Annotated in this window: 16 protein-coding genes; 9 read left to right on the forward strand and 7 right to left on the reverse strand. The window is 62.5% G+C overall.

Annotation, left to right across the window (positions count from 1 at the left end):
• Positions 1–63: 63 nt before the first annotated feature.
• The 4 genes from J2Y41_RS08025 to J2Y41_RS08040 all read right to left on the reverse strand — a co-directional run bounded on the left by J2Y41_RS08025 (position 64) and on the right by J2Y41_RS08040 (position 2,606).
• The gene (locus J2Y41_RS08025) at positions 64–660 is read right to left on the reverse strand and encodes a hypothetical protein (RefSeq protein ID WP_309927824.1); all 597 of its coding nucleotides are present in this window, start codon (positions 658–660) and stop codon (positions 64–66) included.
• Positions 661–706: 46 nt separating this feature from the next.
• Entirely contained in the window at positions 707–1,114 is a 408-nt protein-coding gene (locus tag J2Y41_RS08030; protein ID WP_223936509.1) for a DUF4383 domain-containing protein, read from the reverse strand.
• A 130-nt stretch (positions 1,115–1,244) separates the two neighbouring features.
• A complete protein-coding gene (locus tag J2Y41_RS08035) occupies positions 1,245–1,985 on the reverse strand; it encodes a hypothetical protein (RefSeq protein ID WP_309927830.1) in 741 nt (246 codons plus the stop codon).
• Positions 1,986–2,135: 150 nt separating this feature from the next.
• Positions 2,136–2,606: an Lrp/AsnC family transcriptional regulator gene (locus tag J2Y41_RS08040; RefSeq protein WP_224092218.1), complete on the reverse strand. Its 471-nt coding sequence runs from the start codon at positions 2,604–2,606 to the stop codon at positions 2,136–2,138.
• Positions 2,607–2,800: 194 nt separating this feature from the next.
• Between J2Y41_RS08040 and pdhA the strand changes: the two genes are divergently transcribed.
• The 3 genes from pdhA to J2Y41_RS08055 are packed head-to-tail and all read left to right on the forward strand — an operon-like array spanning position 2,801 to position 6,395.
• Positions 2,801–3,970: a pyruvate dehydrogenase (acetyl-transferring) E1 component subunit alpha gene (pdhA, locus tag J2Y41_RS08045; RefSeq protein ID WP_396133494.1), complete on the forward strand. Its 1,170-nt coding sequence runs from the start codon at positions 2,801–2,803 to the stop codon at positions 3,968–3,970.
• Positions 3,970–4,980: an alpha-ketoacid dehydrogenase subunit beta gene (locus tag J2Y41_RS08050; protein ID WP_224166957.1), complete on the forward strand. Its 1,011-nt coding sequence runs from the start codon at positions 3,970–3,972 to the stop codon at positions 4,978–4,980. Before pdhA ends, J2Y41_RS08050 begins: the two co-directional genes overlap by 1 nt.
• The gene (locus J2Y41_RS08055) at positions 4,977–6,395 is read left to right on the forward strand and encodes a dihydrolipoamide acetyltransferase family protein (RefSeq protein ID WP_309927837.1); all 1,419 of its coding nucleotides are present in this window, start codon (positions 4,977–4,979) and stop codon (positions 6,393–6,395) included. The genes J2Y41_RS08050 and J2Y41_RS08055 overlap by 4 nt, the downstream gene beginning before the upstream one ends.
• A 99-nt stretch (positions 6,396–6,494) precedes the next feature.
• Here J2Y41_RS08055 and J2Y41_RS08060 read toward each other — a convergent pair whose 3' ends face one another.
• The 3 genes from J2Y41_RS08060 to J2Y41_RS08070 all read right to left on the reverse strand — a co-directional run bounded on the left by J2Y41_RS08060 (position 6,495) and on the right by J2Y41_RS08070 (position 10,748).
• Complete coding sequence (locus J2Y41_RS08060; protein WP_309927839.1) at positions 6,495–7,367, reverse strand: NAD(P)-dependent oxidoreductase; 873 nt, start codon at positions 7,365–7,367, stop codon at positions 6,495–6,497.
• Positions 7,368–7,839: 472 nt separating this feature from the next.
• On the reverse strand, positions 7,840–10,017 hold the full coding sequence (locus tag J2Y41_RS08065; protein ID WP_309927841.1) for a DUF222 domain-containing protein: 2,178 nt from the start codon (positions 10,015–10,017) through the stop codon (positions 7,840–7,842).
• Between the two features lie 80 nt (positions 10,018–10,097).
• Positions 10,098–10,748: a TetR/AcrR family transcriptional regulator gene (locus J2Y41_RS08070; protein ID WP_309927843.1), complete on the reverse strand. Its 651-nt coding sequence runs from the start codon at positions 10,746–10,748 to the stop codon at positions 10,098–10,100.
• A gap of 119 nt (positions 10,749–10,867) precedes the next feature.
• Between J2Y41_RS08070 and J2Y41_RS08075 the strand changes: the two genes are divergently transcribed.
• Genes J2Y41_RS08075 through J2Y41_RS08100 form a run of 6 tightly spaced genes read left to right on the forward strand, consistent with a single transcriptional unit; the run spans position 10,868 to position 17,882 of the window.
• The gene (locus J2Y41_RS08075; protein ID WP_309927846.1) at positions 10,868–12,478 is read left to right on the forward strand and encodes a carboxyl transferase domain-containing protein; all 1,611 of its coding nucleotides are present in this window, start codon (positions 10,868–10,870) and stop codon (positions 12,476–12,478) included.
• Positions 12,479–12,480: 2 nt separating this feature from the next.
• Complete coding sequence (locus J2Y41_RS08080; protein ID WP_309927848.1) at positions 12,481–14,682, forward strand: biotin carboxylase N-terminal domain-containing protein; 2,202 nt, start codon at positions 12,481–12,483, stop codon at positions 14,680–14,682.
• Complete coding sequence (locus J2Y41_RS08085) at positions 14,679–15,842, forward strand: acyl-CoA dehydrogenase family protein (protein ID WP_224092238.1); 1,164 nt, start codon at positions 14,679–14,681, stop codon at positions 15,840–15,842. Before J2Y41_RS08080 ends, J2Y41_RS08085 begins: the two co-directional genes overlap by 4 nt.
• Before the next feature lie 20 nt (positions 15,843–15,862).
• Positions 15,863–16,651 carry a CoA transferase subunit A gene (locus J2Y41_RS08090; protein ID WP_224166962.1) on the forward strand — a complete coding sequence of 263 codons (789 nt, stop codon included), beginning with the start codon at positions 15,863–15,865 and terminating at the stop codon, positions 16,649–16,651.
• Positions 16,648–17,400: a CoA transferase subunit B gene (locus J2Y41_RS08095; RefSeq protein ID WP_275965343.1), complete on the forward strand. Its 753-nt coding sequence runs from the start codon at positions 16,648–16,650 to the stop codon at positions 17,398–17,400. Before J2Y41_RS08090 ends, J2Y41_RS08095 begins: the two co-directional genes overlap by 4 nt.
• Positions 17,397–17,882 (forward strand): MaoC family dehydratase, encoded by a 486-nt coding sequence (locus J2Y41_RS08100; RefSeq protein WP_223948528.1) that lies wholly within the window; start codon positions 17,397–17,399, stop codon positions 17,880–17,882. Before J2Y41_RS08095 ends, J2Y41_RS08100 begins: the two co-directional genes overlap by 4 nt.
• The last annotated feature ends 44 nt before the right edge of the window (positions 17,883–17,926 follow it).

Raw genomic sequence — 17,926 nt, forward strand, 5'->3', positions numbered from 1 at the left:
TGATCCACGAACCGGGCGCACCATCAACAGAGGGCAATGTTGACGGTGCGCCGGTCCGGGCTATTACTTCTGGTGGTGGCCGCCTGGAACCAGTCCGGGAGGTGTTCCTTCCGAGGGCGCCAGTCCATGCTCCCCATGGGGAACGGCGTGCTGGCCGGCCATGGATGCGGCCAATCCCGGCGTGGCCACCGATGCAACAACGACGGCGGCCCCGAACGCGGCTGCCAGAAGCCGCCCGGTCCTCGGCAGGCCGTGGGCGCCGCCGTCGTTGGTCTTTTGCTGCCGGCCCAGCCAACCGCCTCCGCCAAGTGCCATCAGAGTTAGTCCCAGAGCCACAAGATGGCTCACTCCAAGCGAGCCTTCACTGGCCGCCAAACCCCCTGCAAGGACAGTGATGTGGGCAGCGGCGGCAACCAGCAAAGCTGGAAAGGCAAGCCGGCGCAAGACAAGGGAGTTCCGGTGGAGTCCCCACAAAGACCACGCCAGGAAGGCCAGCCCGGCTGCGAGGGCCACCACGCCGGCAAACACCATGCCAGGTGCGCCGGCTTCCGTGAGGTAGCCGGCCGCAATGGACAGCTCCACTATCGCGCCGGCCATGGCTGCGAAGTAGACGAACAACAATGCAGTGGCGTTCAGCGTGGGGTGATATTTGGCTGCCATGGCGCTGTCCTCGGTCTCGATGGGTCCGTGATCAGGGGTTCTGTGATCAGGCGCGGGCTGAGGCTACGACGGCCTTGTCCTGGGACAGGGCAACGCCCAGAAGCACCACAGCGCTGGCCAGGTGCAGCACGTTATCTGCCCCGTTCAGGGCGATGATGTTCAGCGAAGTTCCCACGAGGAACAGCCCGAGGATACCTACCAGCAGGTAGACACCGCCCACCGCCGTGTTGACGGATTTGGAAAGCGTGACACTGTTCATACCTGCATAAAGAAGGGCGGCACCAATGGCCAGGTGAATGACGTTGTGCAGGGGGTTCACCGCGAAGATGATCAGGTTGGCACCTTCAGTGGCGAAGAAGCCGGTTCCTGAGGTGACGAAGAATCCGAGCACGCCTACCAAGAGGTATACGGCTCCGAAGATGGTGGCGATCAAGCGATTGGGCGAAGTACGCATTGGTCCGAACCTTCCGGTGATGGCCGGGTGTTCCCGGCCGTCCTGTGGAGCCCCGGGCGGGGCTCTCAAGCAGTGATTCGGACCATGCGTTGCTGCGGATGGGTGGAAACCGGAATATTTTTTCCCGCCCTTATGGACGGAGGCGGATGCTGCTCATTTTGAGATCGTTGGTGCCCTCGAAAACGTACTTGAGATCGATGGTCTTGCCGGTGCACTGCAAGGTTCCCGCGATGTCCGCTTTGTTATTCCCGTTATCCGAATTCACGCTGACGGAGTTGTAATTTGGCTTGCAGGAATCATCAAGTTCCAGGCTGGCAATACCGTCGATGAAGGACTGCTTATCCAGTTCTTCCTTCAAGGCCGGGTGCAGGTAGTTGTCGTAGGCCTGCTCTGTTTGCCCTGAAACCACCAGATTGGTGAACTCGTCAGCCAAAGACCTCGCCTTCGACGTCGCGCCGCCCACAACGTTCACCAGCACCAGGATGCCCACCACGGCCAGGACGATCACTCCTGCCACAATGCCCAGGACAATCCAAAGCACCTTTTTGCTCTTGGCCGGCGGCGGAAGCTGTTGGCCGTACTGGCCGGGTAGATACTGGCCGGGTGGGTACTGCCCGGGTGGGTACTGGCCGGGCGCATACTGCCCCTGGGGGTACTGGCCTTGCGGGTACGGGTTTTGGTCAGGCGGATATTGTCCCGGCGCATACTGGCCCTGGGGACCCGGGGACGACGGCGGCTGTTGCCACTGCGGTGGAGTCCCGTTTGGTTGGGGGTACCCGGGGCCGGGCGGGACGGGCGGTGGGTTCTGGCCGTATTCGCTTCCGCTGTGTCGGGTTTCGTCGCGACCATTCGGTTCTTGCGGGTTGCTCACTGTAGTGCCCCTTTCGGCAGCCTGCGGCAGCGCCACCACGTAGCCAGGAACCGCTGGCCGGCCCCCGATGCGTCCACCTGAATCAAATCGCATCCGCAGTTCCACAGGCAAGGGCCAAAGGGTAGTAACAGCAGGTGAAAACGGGGGGTGTCAGCCTTCGGAGCGCCGGCCCAGCAGGGGTTGCACCCGGTACGGAATCATTTCCCGCATCGCCAAGGCAGTATCGGTGCGGTCAACGCCGTCGCATGCAAGGATCTTGCCGTTGATCCGGTAGAGGTCTTCGGCGTCCAGCGCCACCACACGCAGGAGCAAGTCGGCTGATCCGGTCAGCCCGAAACCTTCCAGGATCTCCGGGATGTCCGCAAGATCCTTCGCGAGCGAGGCGAGTTTCTGTTGCTGGACATGCACGGTGATGAACGCCGTAAGGGGGTAGCCGAGGGCAACCGGATTGATTCGCCGCTCAAAGGAGAGGAATGCGTGCTTCTTCTCGAGTTGGGCCATGCGTGCCTGGACAGTATTGCGCGACAAACCAAGTTTCTGGGCGAGGGCCACAACGGTCCCTCTGGGATCCTTTGCCATCGCTGAAAGGAGCCGTGTGTCAGTGCCATCCAAAGGTTGCATAATGCGCAAGATTAGCACGGCTTGGCCACTCCCAACATGGCAGAATGCTCAAGTTTTTCAACGGTAGTTGTACCCGATGCGTCTTGTGAGTAGGGTCACAATTAACGCTGGCGAAGGAGCCAGGGGGCCGGTCTGCGCTTGGATCACAAGTCCAGCAGGGTCGGCAAAACCTAGCCGGAAGGTTGCGATCACCTGTGTTAACGGATAAGGCGGGCAAGGGAGTGCAAAATGACGCTCCGCGCCCCGGACAAAGTGCACAAAATCCTTTGCGGACGGGGGGCAACCTCCTTCAGCTGGTGTCGCCGGAAGGCGAACGGATCAGCCACCCGGAATTTGATCTTTGGATCAAGGACATCGGCGATGAACAATTGGGCTCCTTGTTTGAGGACATGACAGTCATCCGCCGCATCGACACCGAGGCCACAGCCCTCCAGAGGCAGGGCGAACTGGCCCTGTGGCCGCCGCTGCTTGGGCAGGAAGCAGCCCAGATCGGCTCAAGCCGCTCCTTGCGCGACGACGACTTTGTCTTCCCCAGCTACCGTGAAAGCGGCGTGGCGTACATCCGCGGCGCGCACGTCTCAGAGATCGCCCAGGTATGGCGCGGAAACGCCTTGTACGCCTGGGATCCCCAACGGATCAACATGGCGACACCCCAAATCATCATTGGTTCCCAGAGCCTCCACGCCACTGGTTACGCCATGGGCGTCCAGTTGGACGGCGCCAGCACGGCAGTACTGGCCTACTTCGGGGACGGCGCCACAAGCGAAGGCGACGTGAGCGAGGCCATGGTGTTTGCGGCCAGTTTCCAGGCTCCCGTGGTCTTCTTCTGCCAGAACAACCATTGGGCTATTTCCGAACCCGTGCGCGTGCAGTCCCACGTTCAACTGGCCGACAGGCCAACAGGGTTCGGTATCCCCAGCCTGCGCGTTGACGGAAACGATGTCCTCGCCGTCATGGCTGCTACCCGCTGGGCTTTGGACCGTGCCCGCAGCGGCGGCGGCCCAACCTTTATCGAAGCGGTCACCTACCGCATGGGCCCGCACACTACGGCCGATGATCCCACGCGATACCGTGACCCGAACGAGCTGGAGGACTGGGCTGCCAAGGATCCCATCCTCCGTCTGCGGCGGCTCCTCGACGCCAAGGGCCTGCTCACTGAAGAACTGGAAGGCAGAGTCAAAGCCAAGGCCGACGCCGTCGCAGCCGAGCTCCGAACCAGTTGCGTCAATATGCCCGATCCCCAGCCGTTGGACGTTTTTAACCACGTCTACAGCACACCCAACTCCTGGATTGAACGCCAGAAGGATCACTATTCGCGCTACCTGAGCAGTTTCAACCAGCCCGTCGAGGAAGGTGCACTCTGATGTCCAAGCTCACATTTGCCCGGGCAATCAACGCCGGCCTTCGCAAGTCCCTGGAAAACGATCCCAAAGTCATCCTCATGGGCGAGGACATTGGTTCCCTCGGCGGTGTCTTTCGTGTCACCGACGGACTCCAGAAGGACTTTGGAAAGCACCGGGTGATCGATTCGCCGCTGGCCGAGTCCGGCATCATCGGAACCGCAGTGGGCCTGGCCTACCGGGGCTACCGCCCAGTGTGCGAGATCCAGTTCGACGGCTTCATCTATCCTGCCTTCGATCAGATCGTCAGCCAGGTGGCCAAGATGCACTACCGGACGCAGGGGCGGGTCAAGATGCCGATCACCATCCGCGTTCCTTTCGGTGGTGGCATTGGCTCGCCGGAGCACCACTCGGAATCGCCGGAAGCCTACTTCACCCACACTTCAGGGCTTCGGGTAGTGGCGGTGTCCAACCCGCAGGACGCCTACACAATGATCCAGCAGGCCATTGCCTCCGATGATCCTGTTCTCTATTTCGAACCCAAGCGCCGCTACCACGACAAGGGTGATGTCGATGAGTCCATCGACCTCTCCCAAGCGATGCCATTGGACAAAGCGGCAGTGGTCAACGCCGGATCGGACGTCACCCTGGTGGCTTACGGCCCTCTGGTAAAGACCGCCAAGGCTGCGGCACAGGCTGCAGCTGATGAAGGAATTTCCGTGGAAGTCATCGACCTGCGCTCGTTGTCCCCGGTTGACTACCCGGTGGTTGAGGCATCCGTGCGCAAGACAGGCCGGCTGGTCATCACGCACGAGGCCGGCCAAAATGGTGGCCTCGGAGCGGAAATTGCGGCCAGCATTACCGAGCGCTGCTTCAACTACCTGGAATCCGCACCCGTCCGCATTACTGGCTTCGACGTTCCCTATCCCTATTCGAAGCTTGAGATGCACCATTTGCCGGACCTGGACAGGATTCTGGATGGCGTGGACCGCACGTTGGGCCGCCACAACTCCCTGAGTGGACTGGAAGGATGACCGCTACCATGATCAAGGAATTCAGGCTGCCGGACCTTGGCGAAGGCCTGACCGAGTCGGAAATCCTTAGCTGGAAGGTCGCAGTGGGGGACACCGTCACCCTCAATCAGGTCATCGCGGAGGTTGAGACGGCCAAGGCCGTCGTTGAGCTGCCGTCGCCTTTCGCCGGCGTCGTAGCGGCCCTGCATGAGCAGCCTGGTTCCGTGGTGGAGGTCGGCAAGCCGATCGTCTCCTTCGAAGTGGACGACGCCGGGGCCTCCAACGGGGGCAACGCCAACGGCGGTGGCAACCCGACCGCCGTCGAGACCAAGGCCGCAGCGCCACAACCTGAAATGCCGCAATCTCAAACGCCACAATCTCCAACGTCACAGGCCGAGTCGCCTGAGGCTGACGCGACCCCCGCCAAGAGGGAGCCGAACCTGGTGGGCTATGGCGCCGTCGTCGAGGAGACCGGGCGCCCGGTCCGCCGTGCCCGCGGCCTTGTGCAGGCTGCGGCAACAACAGTGCAGGCAAGGCCCAAATCCGACGATGTCCCTGCAGAGCGTCCACGTTCCACACCGCCGGTCCGTAAGCTGGCGCGCGATCTTGGAATTGACCTCCAGCTGGTTCCCGGCACTGGTCCAGGGGGACTCATCACGCGGGAAGACGTCCAGAACTTCGCGGGTGAGCCGGAAGGCACAAGCGCAGTACCAACGGGGCCGGCAGCCACCGGCGAGCGTGAAACGCGCACGCCTATCAAGGGTGTCCGGAAGTTCACGGCCGCTGCCATGGTGCAGAGCGCTTTCACCGCGCCGCATGTGACGGAATTCCTGACGATCGATGTCACCGCCACCATGGAATTGCTCACGCGGCTCAAGGCAAGCAAAGCGTTTGAGGGCTACAAGCTCACTCCGCTTACCGTTGCGGCCAAGGCGGTCCTGATAGCGCTACGAAACAACCCAACGTTGAATTCCCGTTGGGACGAGGCGCGCCAGGAGATCATCCAGTTCAACTACGTCAACCTTGGCATCGCGGCCGCTACGCCGCGAGGCCTGACGGTACCGAACATCAAGGATGCCGATCGCCTGACCCTGCGGGAACTTGCCACTGCGCTGTCGGAACTCACGGACACAGCACGTGCCGGCAAGACGTCTCCGTCAGATCTTTCGGGTGGCACCATCTCCATCACCAACATCGGAGTATTTGGGATCGACGCCGGAACGCCCATCCTGAATCCGGGGGAGGCGGCCATTGTGGCCTTGGGTGCCGTGAGGAAGGCGCCGTGGGTGGTCGATGATGAGATCGCCGTACGCCAGGTGATGTCCCTGAGCTTGTCCTTCGACCATCGCTTGGTGGATGGGGAACAGGGTTCACGATTCCTGGCCGACCTTGGCGCTATCCTGTCCGACCCCGCCATGGTGTTGACTATGGTCTAGCTTCACGAATGTAGGAAGCTGCGCCGGCCCACCCCTTTACGAGTGCTTGCAGGAAACTGCGGCTAAGGGGTGGGCCGTTGCGTTTTCTAGCCCGCGTGTTTAGTCCTCTGTGGGCGTGTTCCGGTTGGAGTGGTAATCGCGCCAGCTGTATTCCGGCTCAAAGCCAAGGAGCCGCCGGGCTTTGTCGATGGACAGCATGGTTTCGTTCTGGCCCAGTTCCTTGACAACCTCGACGCCGGGAAAGACTTCGGCGGCAAGTTCGGCGCTGCTTCGGCTCATCACGGTGTCCGAAGCGGCGATGATGAAGGTCTCGAAACCGGCTGCACTTTTCTCCAAGGCGCGAACCACTGCCTGGGCGCCGTCGCGGGCATCGATATAGCCCCACAGATTCCACTTGCGAAGGGTGGCGTCCGAGTCGAAGGACTGGAAGGCGTCGTAATCCTCGGGGTCCATCACGTTGGAGAACCTGAGCGCGGTGATGCTCAACGCCGGGTCCCAGCGCGTGAGCTGGATGGCCATCTGCTCCTCGAGGTGTTTCACCAGGGAGTAGGTGCTCTCAGGCCGCGCCGCGTACTCCTCGTCTACAGGAATGTAGGGAGGGTCGATATCGAAAGGGAGCCCCAGGACTGTCTCGCTGGAGGCATAAACCACTTTCTTGATGCCCGCTCGCCGGGCTGCCTGGAAGACGTTGTAGGTGGAGAGCATGTTGTTTTCAAAAATTGCGGCGTCCGGAGCCAACCCCGGTGCGGGGATGGCGGCCAAATGGACGATCGCGTCCAAGCCGCTGTGTTGGTCGTCCAAACCAAGGACGACGTCCAGGACCTCGCCATAGTTGCGGAGGTCTACGTTTACGTAGCCGTGGCCCCTCTTGCCTGCGCGGTCCATGTTGAGCACGTGGTGGCCGTCCTGCGTCAGCCGGCGGACCACGCTCCTGCCTAATTTTCCGGTTCCCCCAGTGACAGCAATCCTCATGATGCGCTCCTCGCGTTATGTAATCGGCTCCAGCCTATGTGCCGCAAGAGGACCGCACAGCCCCTGAAACTGGCCCTGTGAGTCCTAGGAATACTGGAACAGCCCAAGCACATACGGGTAGCAGGTAGCGGGTAGGGGCGGTCAGGCAACTGACGCAGGTAGAGCCAGGGGCCTGGCGCCCGTCTGTGCACGCGCGCGCGCTGGTACTCGTCTCTGCACGCGCGAAGGCACCCGGCAACCATCTGTACATCGCATCCGGCACCTTCCGCCTACCGGGGCACCCCGTGGACGCATCCGGCACCTTCCGCCTACCGGGGCACCCCGTGGACGCATCCGGCACCTTCCGCATACCGGGGCACCCCGTGGACGCATCCGGCACCTTCCGCATACCGGGGCACCCCGTGGACGCATCCGGCACCTTCCGCATACCGCGGCACTCCCTGGACGCACCCGGCACCTTTGTCGGGCAGGTTTATGTTCTCCGGGGTGTGTGGTGGTGGTTGCGTCGGGGTGTTTGTTTGGGGTCGATGTGGGGTGGCGGGATGAACCACGGAACCCCTGTTGTGATGTCGATGCGCCAGTCTTCTTTGTGAATGAGGTGGTGGTGGTGGCTGCAGAGCAGGGTGCCGTTGTCGGTTGACGTGGTGCCGCCGTATGACCAGTAGGTGATGTGGTGGGCTTCGCACCACGGGGCGGGCATGGTGCAGTCGGGGAACGCGCAGCCTTGGTCCCGGGCGGTGATGGCTTTGCGGATGTGGGGCGGGAAGATCCGGGTGGTGCGGCCGATGTCCAGGATGCGGGAGTCGGTTCCGAGCAGGACGGGGAGGATGTCGGCGTCGCAGGCGATTTTGCGGATGGTGTTGGCGTGCATCGGTCCCTGGAACGTTGCTGTGCCGGTGCTGAGTCGTTGGTGGCCCGTGAGTCGTTGGTGGCCCGTGAATCGTTCGAAGAGGTCGCGTTCGTCGATGGTGACGGCGAGTTGGGGGCGGAGTCCGCCGTTGGAGGGCAGTTTCCCGGTGGTCATCGCGACAGCACAGGCTCCGACGAGGCCGTTGAGGAGTTTCTGGGCCCGCGTGCGACGGTCCAGATCCGGTCCGCCTGACGAGTGTTCTGGTCCGGGGTGGAGGGCCGTTCCGGTGCCATCGTCGGTGCTGGTGCTGGTGCTGGTGCTGGTGCTGGTGCTGGTGCTGGTGCTGGTGCTGGTGCTGGCGTCGGGCGCGATGGCGGGCTCGCCGTTGTGGCCCATGAGTCGTGGATTGGTGGCGGTATTCATGGCGGTGGCCAGGGTTTCGTATTGTTCTGCGGTGGCGAAGATTTCGATGTGGTGCAGCCCGTTGCGGCGTCGTCGGCGGAGGAACGCGCCTTGGATTTGGCGGAGAACTTCTTCGGACGGTTCGGGACCGTCTTGGTCGATCGAATCGACCCAGCGTTTGGCCATTTTGGTGACGAAATCCGGGTCGGATTCACTGGCCGTGGCGGTGAGGGCGTGTTCCATCCGGGCGATGGTGCCGTCATCGGCGAGCTGCCGGACTTTGTCCAGTGCGGTGCTGATGATCGTTGCGGACCGGGAAGGCACCAGAGCTGAGGAGAGGGCTTCGGCCAGCACTTCGCGCCGGGCCGGGATCTCCTGCCCGGCCATTCCGGCCTGAGGAAGGACGTCGGGTGCGAGGGCGAGCCTGCGCCGCGCTTCCCCGATGCTGATCCGCAACCGGGCCCGAAGGAACTCAGCGGCATTCCGGTACCCGTCATCCAGGACGCTGCCCGTTCCCGTAACGCTCGCATCCGAGGCTGGTTCGGTCCAACCGGTTCGCCACCCGGGCGCGCCAGCCGACGACCCCGGTGACGCTAGCTGTGCTTCCTTCCGCGTCCTTTCCACCGCCTGCGCCGCGACAACCTGCAAGTACTCCAACGACCGGGAGATCTCCTCGATCCTGCCGGCAAAGTCAGCGGCCTCAACAAACCCACACAGCCGCGCGGCATCGGCCGCTGCGGACAACCGCATGGGGTCCGAAAGAGCCGCACTGTCCCCAAGAAGAGCCGCCAGATCCCTTCCGGTAGCTGCAGGATTGGGATGCCTAATTTCGAAATGGGGGCTCGGCTGAGCAAGCTCCGGGCCATGGCCGGTGCGAGCTTTCCCCTCTGAGTCACGGATCTTTCCGGCGGCGGGGGCCGAGGCGTCTACCATCGGAGCGCCTGGGGACCCGGTGTCCGTGGATCTGGCGCCTGTGGATCTGGCGCCTGTGGATCCGGCGCCTGGGGACCCGGTGTCCGTGGATCTGGCGCCTGTGGATCTGGCGCCTGTGGATCTGGCGCCTGGGGACCCGGTGTCCGTGGATCTGGCGCCTGTGGATCTAGCGTCCGTAGATCTGGTGTCCGTGGATCTGGCGCCTGTGGATCCGCTACTCGTGGCTATCTCGCCCGCGGGCCCTGAAGCCCGGGCGAACTTGGCCTTGCCGTTGCCCAGCCCAGCTCTGTTGCCCAGTCCAGCGTGGAAATGGCTGATGGCGGTGATGGACGCCGTCGAATCCTTGAACCCGGCCTTGACCAAGTCCGGCATGCTCAAGAAGCGTTGTGACCGGATCGCGGCCAGGGCAGCGACAACAGGGGACGGTTCCGTCCGAAGTGCTGCCAGCTGCCCCATGTCTTCCATGATCAAAATCATTACATCGGGGTCTGACAATTTAAGAGGAAACTGGAAGACGGTCCCAATCTCCCGGAAAGATTAAACAGTCAGGCTGCTGTCAGCGCAGCCAGGGCCATCTGTTCCAGGATGGGCCTGGCCGACTTGACCGCGATCTTCCGCCCGTGATGGCGGACGGAGTGGGGTGTGGAGTTGATAAGGCCGAAGGCCGCATGCGCCCGGACACGGAGGCCAGCGACATCTGCGTCGGAGTGGATGCGTGCCAGGACGTCCACCCACGTTTCAACGTAGGCGCGTTGCAAGGATCGGACTTCGGCTTGGTCGGTGCTGCTGAGGCTCCCGAAGTCGCGGTCTTGGACACGTATGACGTCCGGGTTGCTCAACGCAAAATCTACCTGGAACTGGATCAAGCCCTTCAGCGCATCCATGGGGTTCCCGGCTTCCGCGACCACGCGGAGGCCGCCGTCGAGCAGATCGCGGCTGACGCTGAGGAGAAGCTCGGCGAGGACAGCCTGCTTGCCGGGGAAGTGCCGGTACACGGCAGGCCCGCTGACGCCTGCCGCCGCCCCAAGATCCTCCAGCGAAACCCGTGTGAAGCCATTCTCCGCAAAGAGTCCCGCGGCCGCTGAAAGCAATGCCAACCTGCGGAGTTCCTTGGCCTGGCCTCGCTGCGTTGCTGGGGCTGGATTGCTTGCTGGGGCTGGGCTGGCGACAGTTCCTGTTTCCGGGCCTCCGGTCACGTTCTCCTCCTTGGTGAAGTTCCACCGTGCTGGACATCACAGTTAATACAGACTAACCTAAATTTCAGTTACGTGGCACTAACCGAAATGGCCTGGGGCCGGGAATGGAACAGTGGTCAATGGAGACAATCGCCAGCGTGGCAGGACCCCACAGCGGCACCTTTGAAGCCAACCAGGAAGCGCAGCTGGCCCTCGTAGGGGAGCTGAAAGAACGTCTTGCCGCGGCAGCCCTCGGGGGGCCCGCGAAATCCAGGGAGCGGCACGTCGCCCGAGGCAAACTGCTGCCCCGCGAGCGAATCGACTACCTCCTGGACGATGGCAGCCCCTTCCTGGAGATAGCGCCCTTGGCCGCCAACGGCATGTACAACGATGATTCGCCGGGCGCAGGAGTGATTGCCGGTATTGGGTTGGTTCATGGCCGGCACGTCCTGGTGATTTCCAACGATGCCACGGTCAAGGGCGGCACTTACTACCCCATGACGGTAAAAAAGCACCTCAGGGCTCAGGAAATTGCCCTGGAAAACAAGCTTCCGTGTATCTACCTCGTGGATTCCGGGGGAGCATTCCTGCCCAAGCAGGACGAGGTTTTCCCCGACAAAGAGCACTTTGGCCGGATCTTCTACAACCAGGCCAAAATGTCAGCGGCCAAGATTCCTCAGATCGCTTCCGTCATGGGTTCGTGCACGGCCGGCGGTGCCTATGTCCCGGCCATGAGCGATGAGACTGTCATCGTAAGAAATCAGGGCACCATCTTCCTCGGCGGCCCGCCCCTGGTGAAGGCAGCAATCGGCGAGATCGTCACCGCCGAGGAACTGGGAGGCGGCGACGTTCACTCCCGGATTTCGGGCGTTACGGACCACCTCGCCGAGAACGACCAGCACGCGCTGGAGATCGTTCGGGACATCGTGGCGACGTTGCCCAAGCCGGCGAAACCGGCATGGGACGTGCTCGACGTCGTCCTGCCGCCCGTCGTCGACCCCTCCGGCATTTATGGCGTGGTGCCCACAGACGTCAACGCCCAATACGATGTCCGCGATGTAATTGCCCGGCTCGTGGACGGTTCCCAATTCCATGAGTTCAAAAAGAACTATGGCACCACGCTGGTGACCGGATTCGCCCATCTTCATGGGCACCCGGTTGGCATCGTTGCCAACAACGGTGTCCTGTTCAGTGAGTCCTCGCTCAAGGGCGCCCACTTCATCGAACTCTGCGATCAACGCGGGGTCCCGCTGATTTTCCTGCAGAACCTCTCGGGTTTCATGGTGGGCAAGGACTACGAGCAAGGCGGCATCGCCAAGAACGGCGCAAAGATGGTCACGGCGGTCGCAACAGCGAGGGTCCCCAAGCTGACAGTTGTCATCGGCGGCTCCTTCGGCGCCGGAAACTACTCCATGTGCGGGCGGGCCTACTCGCCTCGTTTCCTGTGGATGTGGCCGGCTGCCCGCATTTCAGTGATGGGCGGAAACCAGGCATCCAGTGTCCTTGCAACGGTAAAACGCGACCAGTACGAGGCCGCCGGCCAGGAATGGTCTGCCGAGGAAGAAGAAGCCTTCAAAGCTCCCATTAGGCAGCAGTACGAGGAACAAGGCAGCCCTTATTACTCCACCGCCCGGCTTTGGGATGACGGCATCATCGATCCCGCAGACACCCGACGGGTCCTGGGCTTGGCTTTGGACGTCGTCTCCCGCCAGCAACTGCCCGAGACCTCTTTCGGTCTCTTCAGGATGTGACCATGACTCTGCCAACCACCACCGCACCGGCCGCCACCGCGGCATCCCGTCCTTTCAGCGCTGTCCTCGTTGCCAACCGCGGTGAGATCGCCTGCCGCGTGATCCGGACCCTGAGGGACATGGGCATCCGCTCCATTGCCGTCTATTCGGACGCGGACAAGCACGCCAAGCACGTGGCCCTTGCCGATACCGCAGTGGCGATCGGGGGCACGGCGCCCTCGGAGAGCTACTTGAAAATCGAGGCCATCATCGATGCCTGCCGCCGCAGCGGTGCGGAGGCCGTCCACCCCGGATACGGCTTCCTGTCCGAGAATGTGGAGTTCGCCAAAGCCCTTGACGCGGCGGGGATAACGTTCATCGGACCGGGCATTGACGCGATCGAGGTCATGGGTGACAAGATCCGTTCCAAAAACCACGTCATGGCCTACGACGTCCCATGCGTACCCGGAATCGCAGTACCCGGACTCACGGACCAGGAACTAATCGACGCTGCGCCGTCCGTAGGTTTTCCTTTGCTCATCAAGCCTTCGGCAGGCGGCGGCGGCAAAGGGATGCACATCGTGGAGCGGCCCGAAGACATGGCTGCCACACTGCAGACCGCACGGCGCGTGGCAGCTTCGGCGTTCGGCGATGACACCCTGTTCCTGGAGCGGCTCATCAAGGCACCCCGCCACATCGAGGTCCAGGTCCTCGCGGATAACCACGGCAACGTCATCCACCTGGGCGAGCGCGAATGTTCCCTCCAACGCCGCCATCAGAAAGTGATCGAGGAAGCTCCTTCGGCACTCTTCGAATCGCTGGCGGACGGCCCGGCCGAACGGGCCCGCATTGGAGAAGCAGCCTGCAACGCAGCACGCTCGGTCAAATACAGCGGTGCCGGCACCGTGGAATTCCTGGTGTCCGACGAACATCCCGATGAGTTCTTCTTCATGGAGATGAACACGCGCTTGCAGGTGGAGCACCCCGTCACCGAAATGGTCACCGGGATAGACCTCGTTGAATGGCAGGTGCGGATCGCCGCCGGTGAGGTGCTCACCGTTGCGCAGTCCGACGTCGTTCTTGAAGGCCACGCCGTAGAGGCGCGCGTCTATGCAGAAGTACCGGAACGGAACTTCATGCCCTCGATGGGGCGCGTCGTTGCGCTCGCCGAGAATGGCGGGGCGGATCCCAAGGTGCTCGGAGAGCAACGCTCCAACGCTAACGTTCGGATCGACTCCGCTATGCGCGAGGACCTTGAGATCACCGGCGACTACGATCCCATGCTGGCCAAGGTCATCGCCTGGGGCGACAACCGCGCCGCCGCGCTGGACACCTTGGACGCCGCCCTGGGCAGGTACACGCTCCTGGGCTTGGACACGAATGTGGAATATCTCCGGCTGCTGATCAATGATCCTGACGTCCGCGACGGCCACCTGGACACGGGGCTGATCGAACGCAAGCTGCCGTCCATGGAATTCAGGCACGTCGGCGCCAACGAGTTGATCGCTGCAGCCCTGGCGCTGTGGCTCGAAAAGAAGGAAAACTCCGGTGCTTCCATGCTCGCTGGTAGCGCCTGGAGTTCGCCGGACTCGTGGCGTATCGGCCGGCGGGCCGCTTGGCGAGCCAGCTTTGGACTGCCCGGAACCGGCACCGCCACAGTGGCGTTGACGGAGGACTCCGGCACTTTCGCGGCAGTCATCGACGACGGCCCTGAAGCCGGCCGGGCCGCCAAGGTCACGGTGGTGGAGCGCACCGGTGACGGCATCGTCCTGGAGCTCGACGGCGGCCGGGTCACCTACGCGGTTGGCACAGCGACCGAGGGGGTCAGCGGGATCCGGGACATCTACCTATGCAACGACGGCTGGTCCTGCCGTCTGGAAGTCCTGGACCGCGCCGAACGTCTTCAGAGGATGCTGGCAGGCATCCAGCGCGAAGAAGGTGCTGCGGACCCGGAGGTGCGCTCGCCGATGCCCGGAACTGTGGTTTCCGTGGCGGTGGCCAACGGCGACATGGTCCAGGAGGGACAGCCGCTCCTGTCGGTCGAAGCCATGAAAATGGAGCACCAACTGGTGGCATCGGTTGCCGGGACCGTCCACCTCACCAGCAAACCGGGCGACCTGGTCAAAGCCGACCAGGTGCTCGCCACTATCCACGCGGCACCCCCTCTGGAGGGGCCCGCAGAAACAGACAAGCCCGCAGAAACAGACAAGGAAGTCCAGCTATGAGCAGTTTTGACCTCAACGAGGAATACCAGGACCTCAGTGATTCCGTCCGCGAATTCGCCGACGAAGTGGTGGCACCCGTATCTGCCAAACACGATGAAGAACACAGCTTCCCCTATGAAGTCATCAAGCAGATGGGGGAGATGGGGCTGTTTGGCCTGCCGTTCCCCGAGGAGTTCGGTGGAATGGGCGGGGACTATTTTGCCTTGGCGCTGGCTTTGGAGCAGTTGGGCCGGGTTGACCAGTCCGTGGCAATCACCCTTGAGGCCGGCGTGTCCCTGGGCGCCATGCCGGTGTACCGTTTCGGCACGCAGGAACAGAAGGAGCGTTGGCTTCCGGAGCTGGCATCCGGACGATCCCTGGCCGGGTTCGGGTTGACTGAGCGGGAGGCCGGTTCCGATGCGGGCGGTACCAAGACCCACGCCCACGTGGACAACGGGGAATGGGTAATCAACGGCAACAAGGAGTTCATCACGAACTCCGGCACGGACATCACCACCTTGGTCACGGTCACCGCCGTCACGGGCAAGACGGAAAACGCGGACGGCAGCACCAGGAAAGAGATCTCCACCATTCTGGTTCCCACCGAAACCCCGGGCTTCAAGGCAGAGCGGGCCTACAACAAGGTGGGCTGGAATGCGTCGGACACGCATCCGCTGACGTTGGACAACGTCCGGGTTCCTGAGGCGAACCTCCTGGGCCAGCGGGGCAGGGGGTATGCCAACTTCCTGTCGATCCTTGACGAGGGCCGCATTGCCATTGCCGCCTTGGGCACGGGCGCGGCCCAGGGTTGTGTGGACCTTTCGGTGAAGTATGCCAAGGAACGCACCGCCTTTGGCCAGAACATCGGCAAGTACCAGGCCATCCAATTCAAGATCGCAAGGATGCAGGCCAGGGCCCATACGGCTCGTTTGGCCTATTACGATGCCGCGGCAAGGATGCTGGCCGGCAAGCCGTTCAAGACTGAAGCGGCCATCGCTAAGATGGTCGCAGGCGAGGCAGCCATGGACAACGCACGGGACGCCACCCAGGTGTTCGGTGGCTATGGCTTCATCAACGAATTCACGGTGGCGCGCCATTACCGCGACTCCAAGATCCTTGAAGTCGGGGAGGGCACCACCGAGGTTCAGCTGATGCTCATCGCCCGCGAGCTGGGTCTGTAACCGTACGGGAAGGATCAAGGATGATTGACAAGGTTGTTGCCAGCGCCGCGGAAGCGGTGAAGGACATACCGGACGGCGCCTCGCTCGCCGTTGGCGGTTTCGGCTTATGCGGTATCCCCGTGTCACTCATCGACGCACTCCACAGCCAAGGCACCACGGACCTCGAAACCGTCAGCAACAACTGCGGAGTGGACGACTGGGGCCTGGGCATCCTCCTCAGGGACGGACGTATCCGCCGTACCATCAGCTCGTACGTGGGTGAGAACAAGGAGTTTGCCAGGCAGTACCTCGCCGGTGAACTGGAGGTGGTCCTCACGCCGCAGGGAACACTCGCCGAGAAACTGCGGGCCGGCGGTGCAGGCATTCCCGCTTTCTATACGAAGGCCGGTGTGGGCACCCAGGTTTCCGAGGGCGGCTTGCCGCAAAAGTACGACGCCGAGGGGAACGTTGCGATCGCCTCCTCGCCGAAGGAGGTGCGCACCTTCAATGACGCCGACTATGTGCTGGAAGAGTCGCTGACCCCGGACTTCGGCTTGGTCCATGCGTGGAAGGGGGACCGCCACGGCAACCTCGTTTTCCATGCAACAGCCATGAACTTCAACCCGCTCTGTGCCATGGCTGCCAGGACAACAATCGCCGAGGTCGAAGAGCTTGTGGAAACCGGCGAGCTGGATCCGGAGCACATCCATACCCCTGGTATTTTCGTCCAGCGGGTGGTGGTGGCTCCCACAATGGAGAAGCGGATTGAGAAACGGACAGTGGCCCTGACCACCAGCCAGGCAACCGGGCAGGCAGGAGCAGCACAGTGAACGACAACTCGTATCATGACATCCCGCCCCGCCCCGAAGCCGTTCGGCACGAGTACCGGCGTGCCGACGTCGACCATCACGAGGCCAAAGGCTGGAGCCGCAACGAACTTGCCGCACGGGTAGCCCGGGAACTCACCAACGGTCAGTACGTGAACCTGGGGATCGGGATGCCCACCCTGATCCCCAACTACATTCCCGCGGGTGTGGAAGTGATCCTCCATTCCGAGAACGGCATTCTGGGCGTTGGCCCGTACCCTGCCGAGGACCAGGTTGACCCGGACCTCATCAACGCCGGCAAGGAAACTGTCACCACCAAACCGGGGGCTGCATTCTTCGATTCGGCCTCGTCCTTTGGCATGATCCGGGGCGGCCACGTGGATGTGGCGGTCCTGGGGGCCATGGAAGTGGCGGCCAACGGTGATCTTGCCAACTGGATGATCCCCGGAAAGATGGTCAAGGGCATGGGTGGGGCCATGGACCTCGTGTTCGGCGCCAAGAAGGTGATCGTCATGATGGAGCATGTCGACCGCAACGGCAGGCCCAAAATCGTCAAGGACTGCACCCTGCCCCTCACGGGCAAAGGCTGCGTGGACCGGATCATCACCGACCTTGCCGTGATCGACGTCGTCAAGGATGAAGGCGAGCCGCGGTTGGTCCTTCGTGAGCTCGCCCCCAACGTCACTTTGGACGATGTAGTGGCTGCCACCGGGGCTGAACTCTTCGAAGAGGACCAGGAACTCACCGTATGACGCGTGTTGTTGAGCAGCGTGGACTGTACTTCGATGAGCTTGAAGAGGGCGTGATCTACGCCCACAAGCCCGGACGAACCGTGACGGAGACGGACAACGTCCTGTTCACTACTTTGACCATGAACACCCAGGCGCTGCATTTGGATGCAGCCTGGAGTTCCGCGCAGCCATTCGGGCAGCGGCTGATGAACTCGATGTTCACCTTGTCCACAATGGTGGGGCAGTCAGTGACCCAACTGACGCAGGGCACCATCATCGCCCAGCTGGGGCTGACGGATGTCACCTTTCCCCACCCGCTCTATCACGGGGATACCCTGTACACGGAAACGGTGATCACCGCCAAAAGGTTGTCGTCCTCGCGTCCTGGCCAAGGTGTGGTGACCATGCAACATACTGGCAGGAACCAGGACGGAGTGGTGGTGGCACTTGCCACGCGTACCTGCTTGATGTGGACCCAGGAAGCACACGCCGCACAGTCCTAGGCTGTTTTCCACATTTGTCAGCATTCCAGCAGCAAGGAACCGTT

The sequence above is a fragment of the Arthrobacter sp. 1088 genome (genome assembly GCF_031455315.1).
GTDB lineage: Bacteria > Actinomycetota > Actinomycetes > Actinomycetales > Micrococcaceae > Arthrobacter.

Excerpts from the sequence above, each read along its gene's own strand:
- J2Y41_RS08025 (WP_309927824.1), bottom strand. The coding sequence starts at position 660 with ATGGCAGCCAAATATCACCCCACGCTGAACGCCACTGCATTGTTGTTC.
- J2Y41_RS08030 (WP_223936509.1), bottom strand. The coding sequence starts at position 1,114 with ATGCGTACTTCGCCCAATCGCTTGATCGCCACCATCTTCGGAGCCGTA.
- J2Y41_RS08040 (WP_224092218.1), bottom strand. The coding sequence starts at position 2,606 with ATGCAACCTTTGGATGGCACTGACACACGGCTCCTTTCAGCGATGGCA.
- J2Y41_RS08050 (WP_224166957.1), top strand. The coding sequence starts at position 3,970 with ATGTCCAAGCTCACATTTGCCCGGGCAATCAACGCCGGCCTTCGCAAG.
- J2Y41_RS08055 (WP_309927837.1), top strand. The coding sequence starts at position 4,977 with ATGACCGCTACCATGATCAAGGAATTCAGGCTGCCGGACCTTGGCGAA.
- J2Y41_RS08060 (WP_309927839.1), bottom strand. The coding sequence starts at position 7,367 with ATGAGGATTGCTGTCACTGGGGGAACCGGAAAATTAGGCAGGAGCGTG.
- J2Y41_RS08065 (WP_309927841.1), bottom strand. The coding sequence starts at position 10,017 with ATGGAAGACATGGGGCAGCTGGCAGCACTTCGGACGGAACCGTCCCCT.
- J2Y41_RS08075 (WP_309927846.1), top strand. The coding sequence starts at position 10,868 with ATGGAGACAATCGCCAGCGTGGCAGGACCCCACAGCGGCACCTTTGAA.
- J2Y41_RS08080 (WP_309927848.1), top strand. The coding sequence starts at position 12,481 with ATGACTCTGCCAACCACCACCGCACCGGCCGCCACCGCGGCATCCCGT.
- J2Y41_RS08085 (WP_224092238.1), top strand. The coding sequence starts at position 14,679 with ATGAGCAGTTTTGACCTCAACGAGGAATACCAGGACCTCAGTGATTCC.
- J2Y41_RS08090 (WP_224166962.1), top strand. The coding sequence starts at position 15,863 with ATGATTGACAAGGTTGTTGCCAGCGCCGCGGAAGCGGTGAAGGACATA.
- J2Y41_RS08100 (WP_223948528.1), top strand. The coding sequence starts at position 17,397 with ATGACGCGTGTTGTTGAGCAGCGTGGACTGTACTTCGATGAGCTTGAA.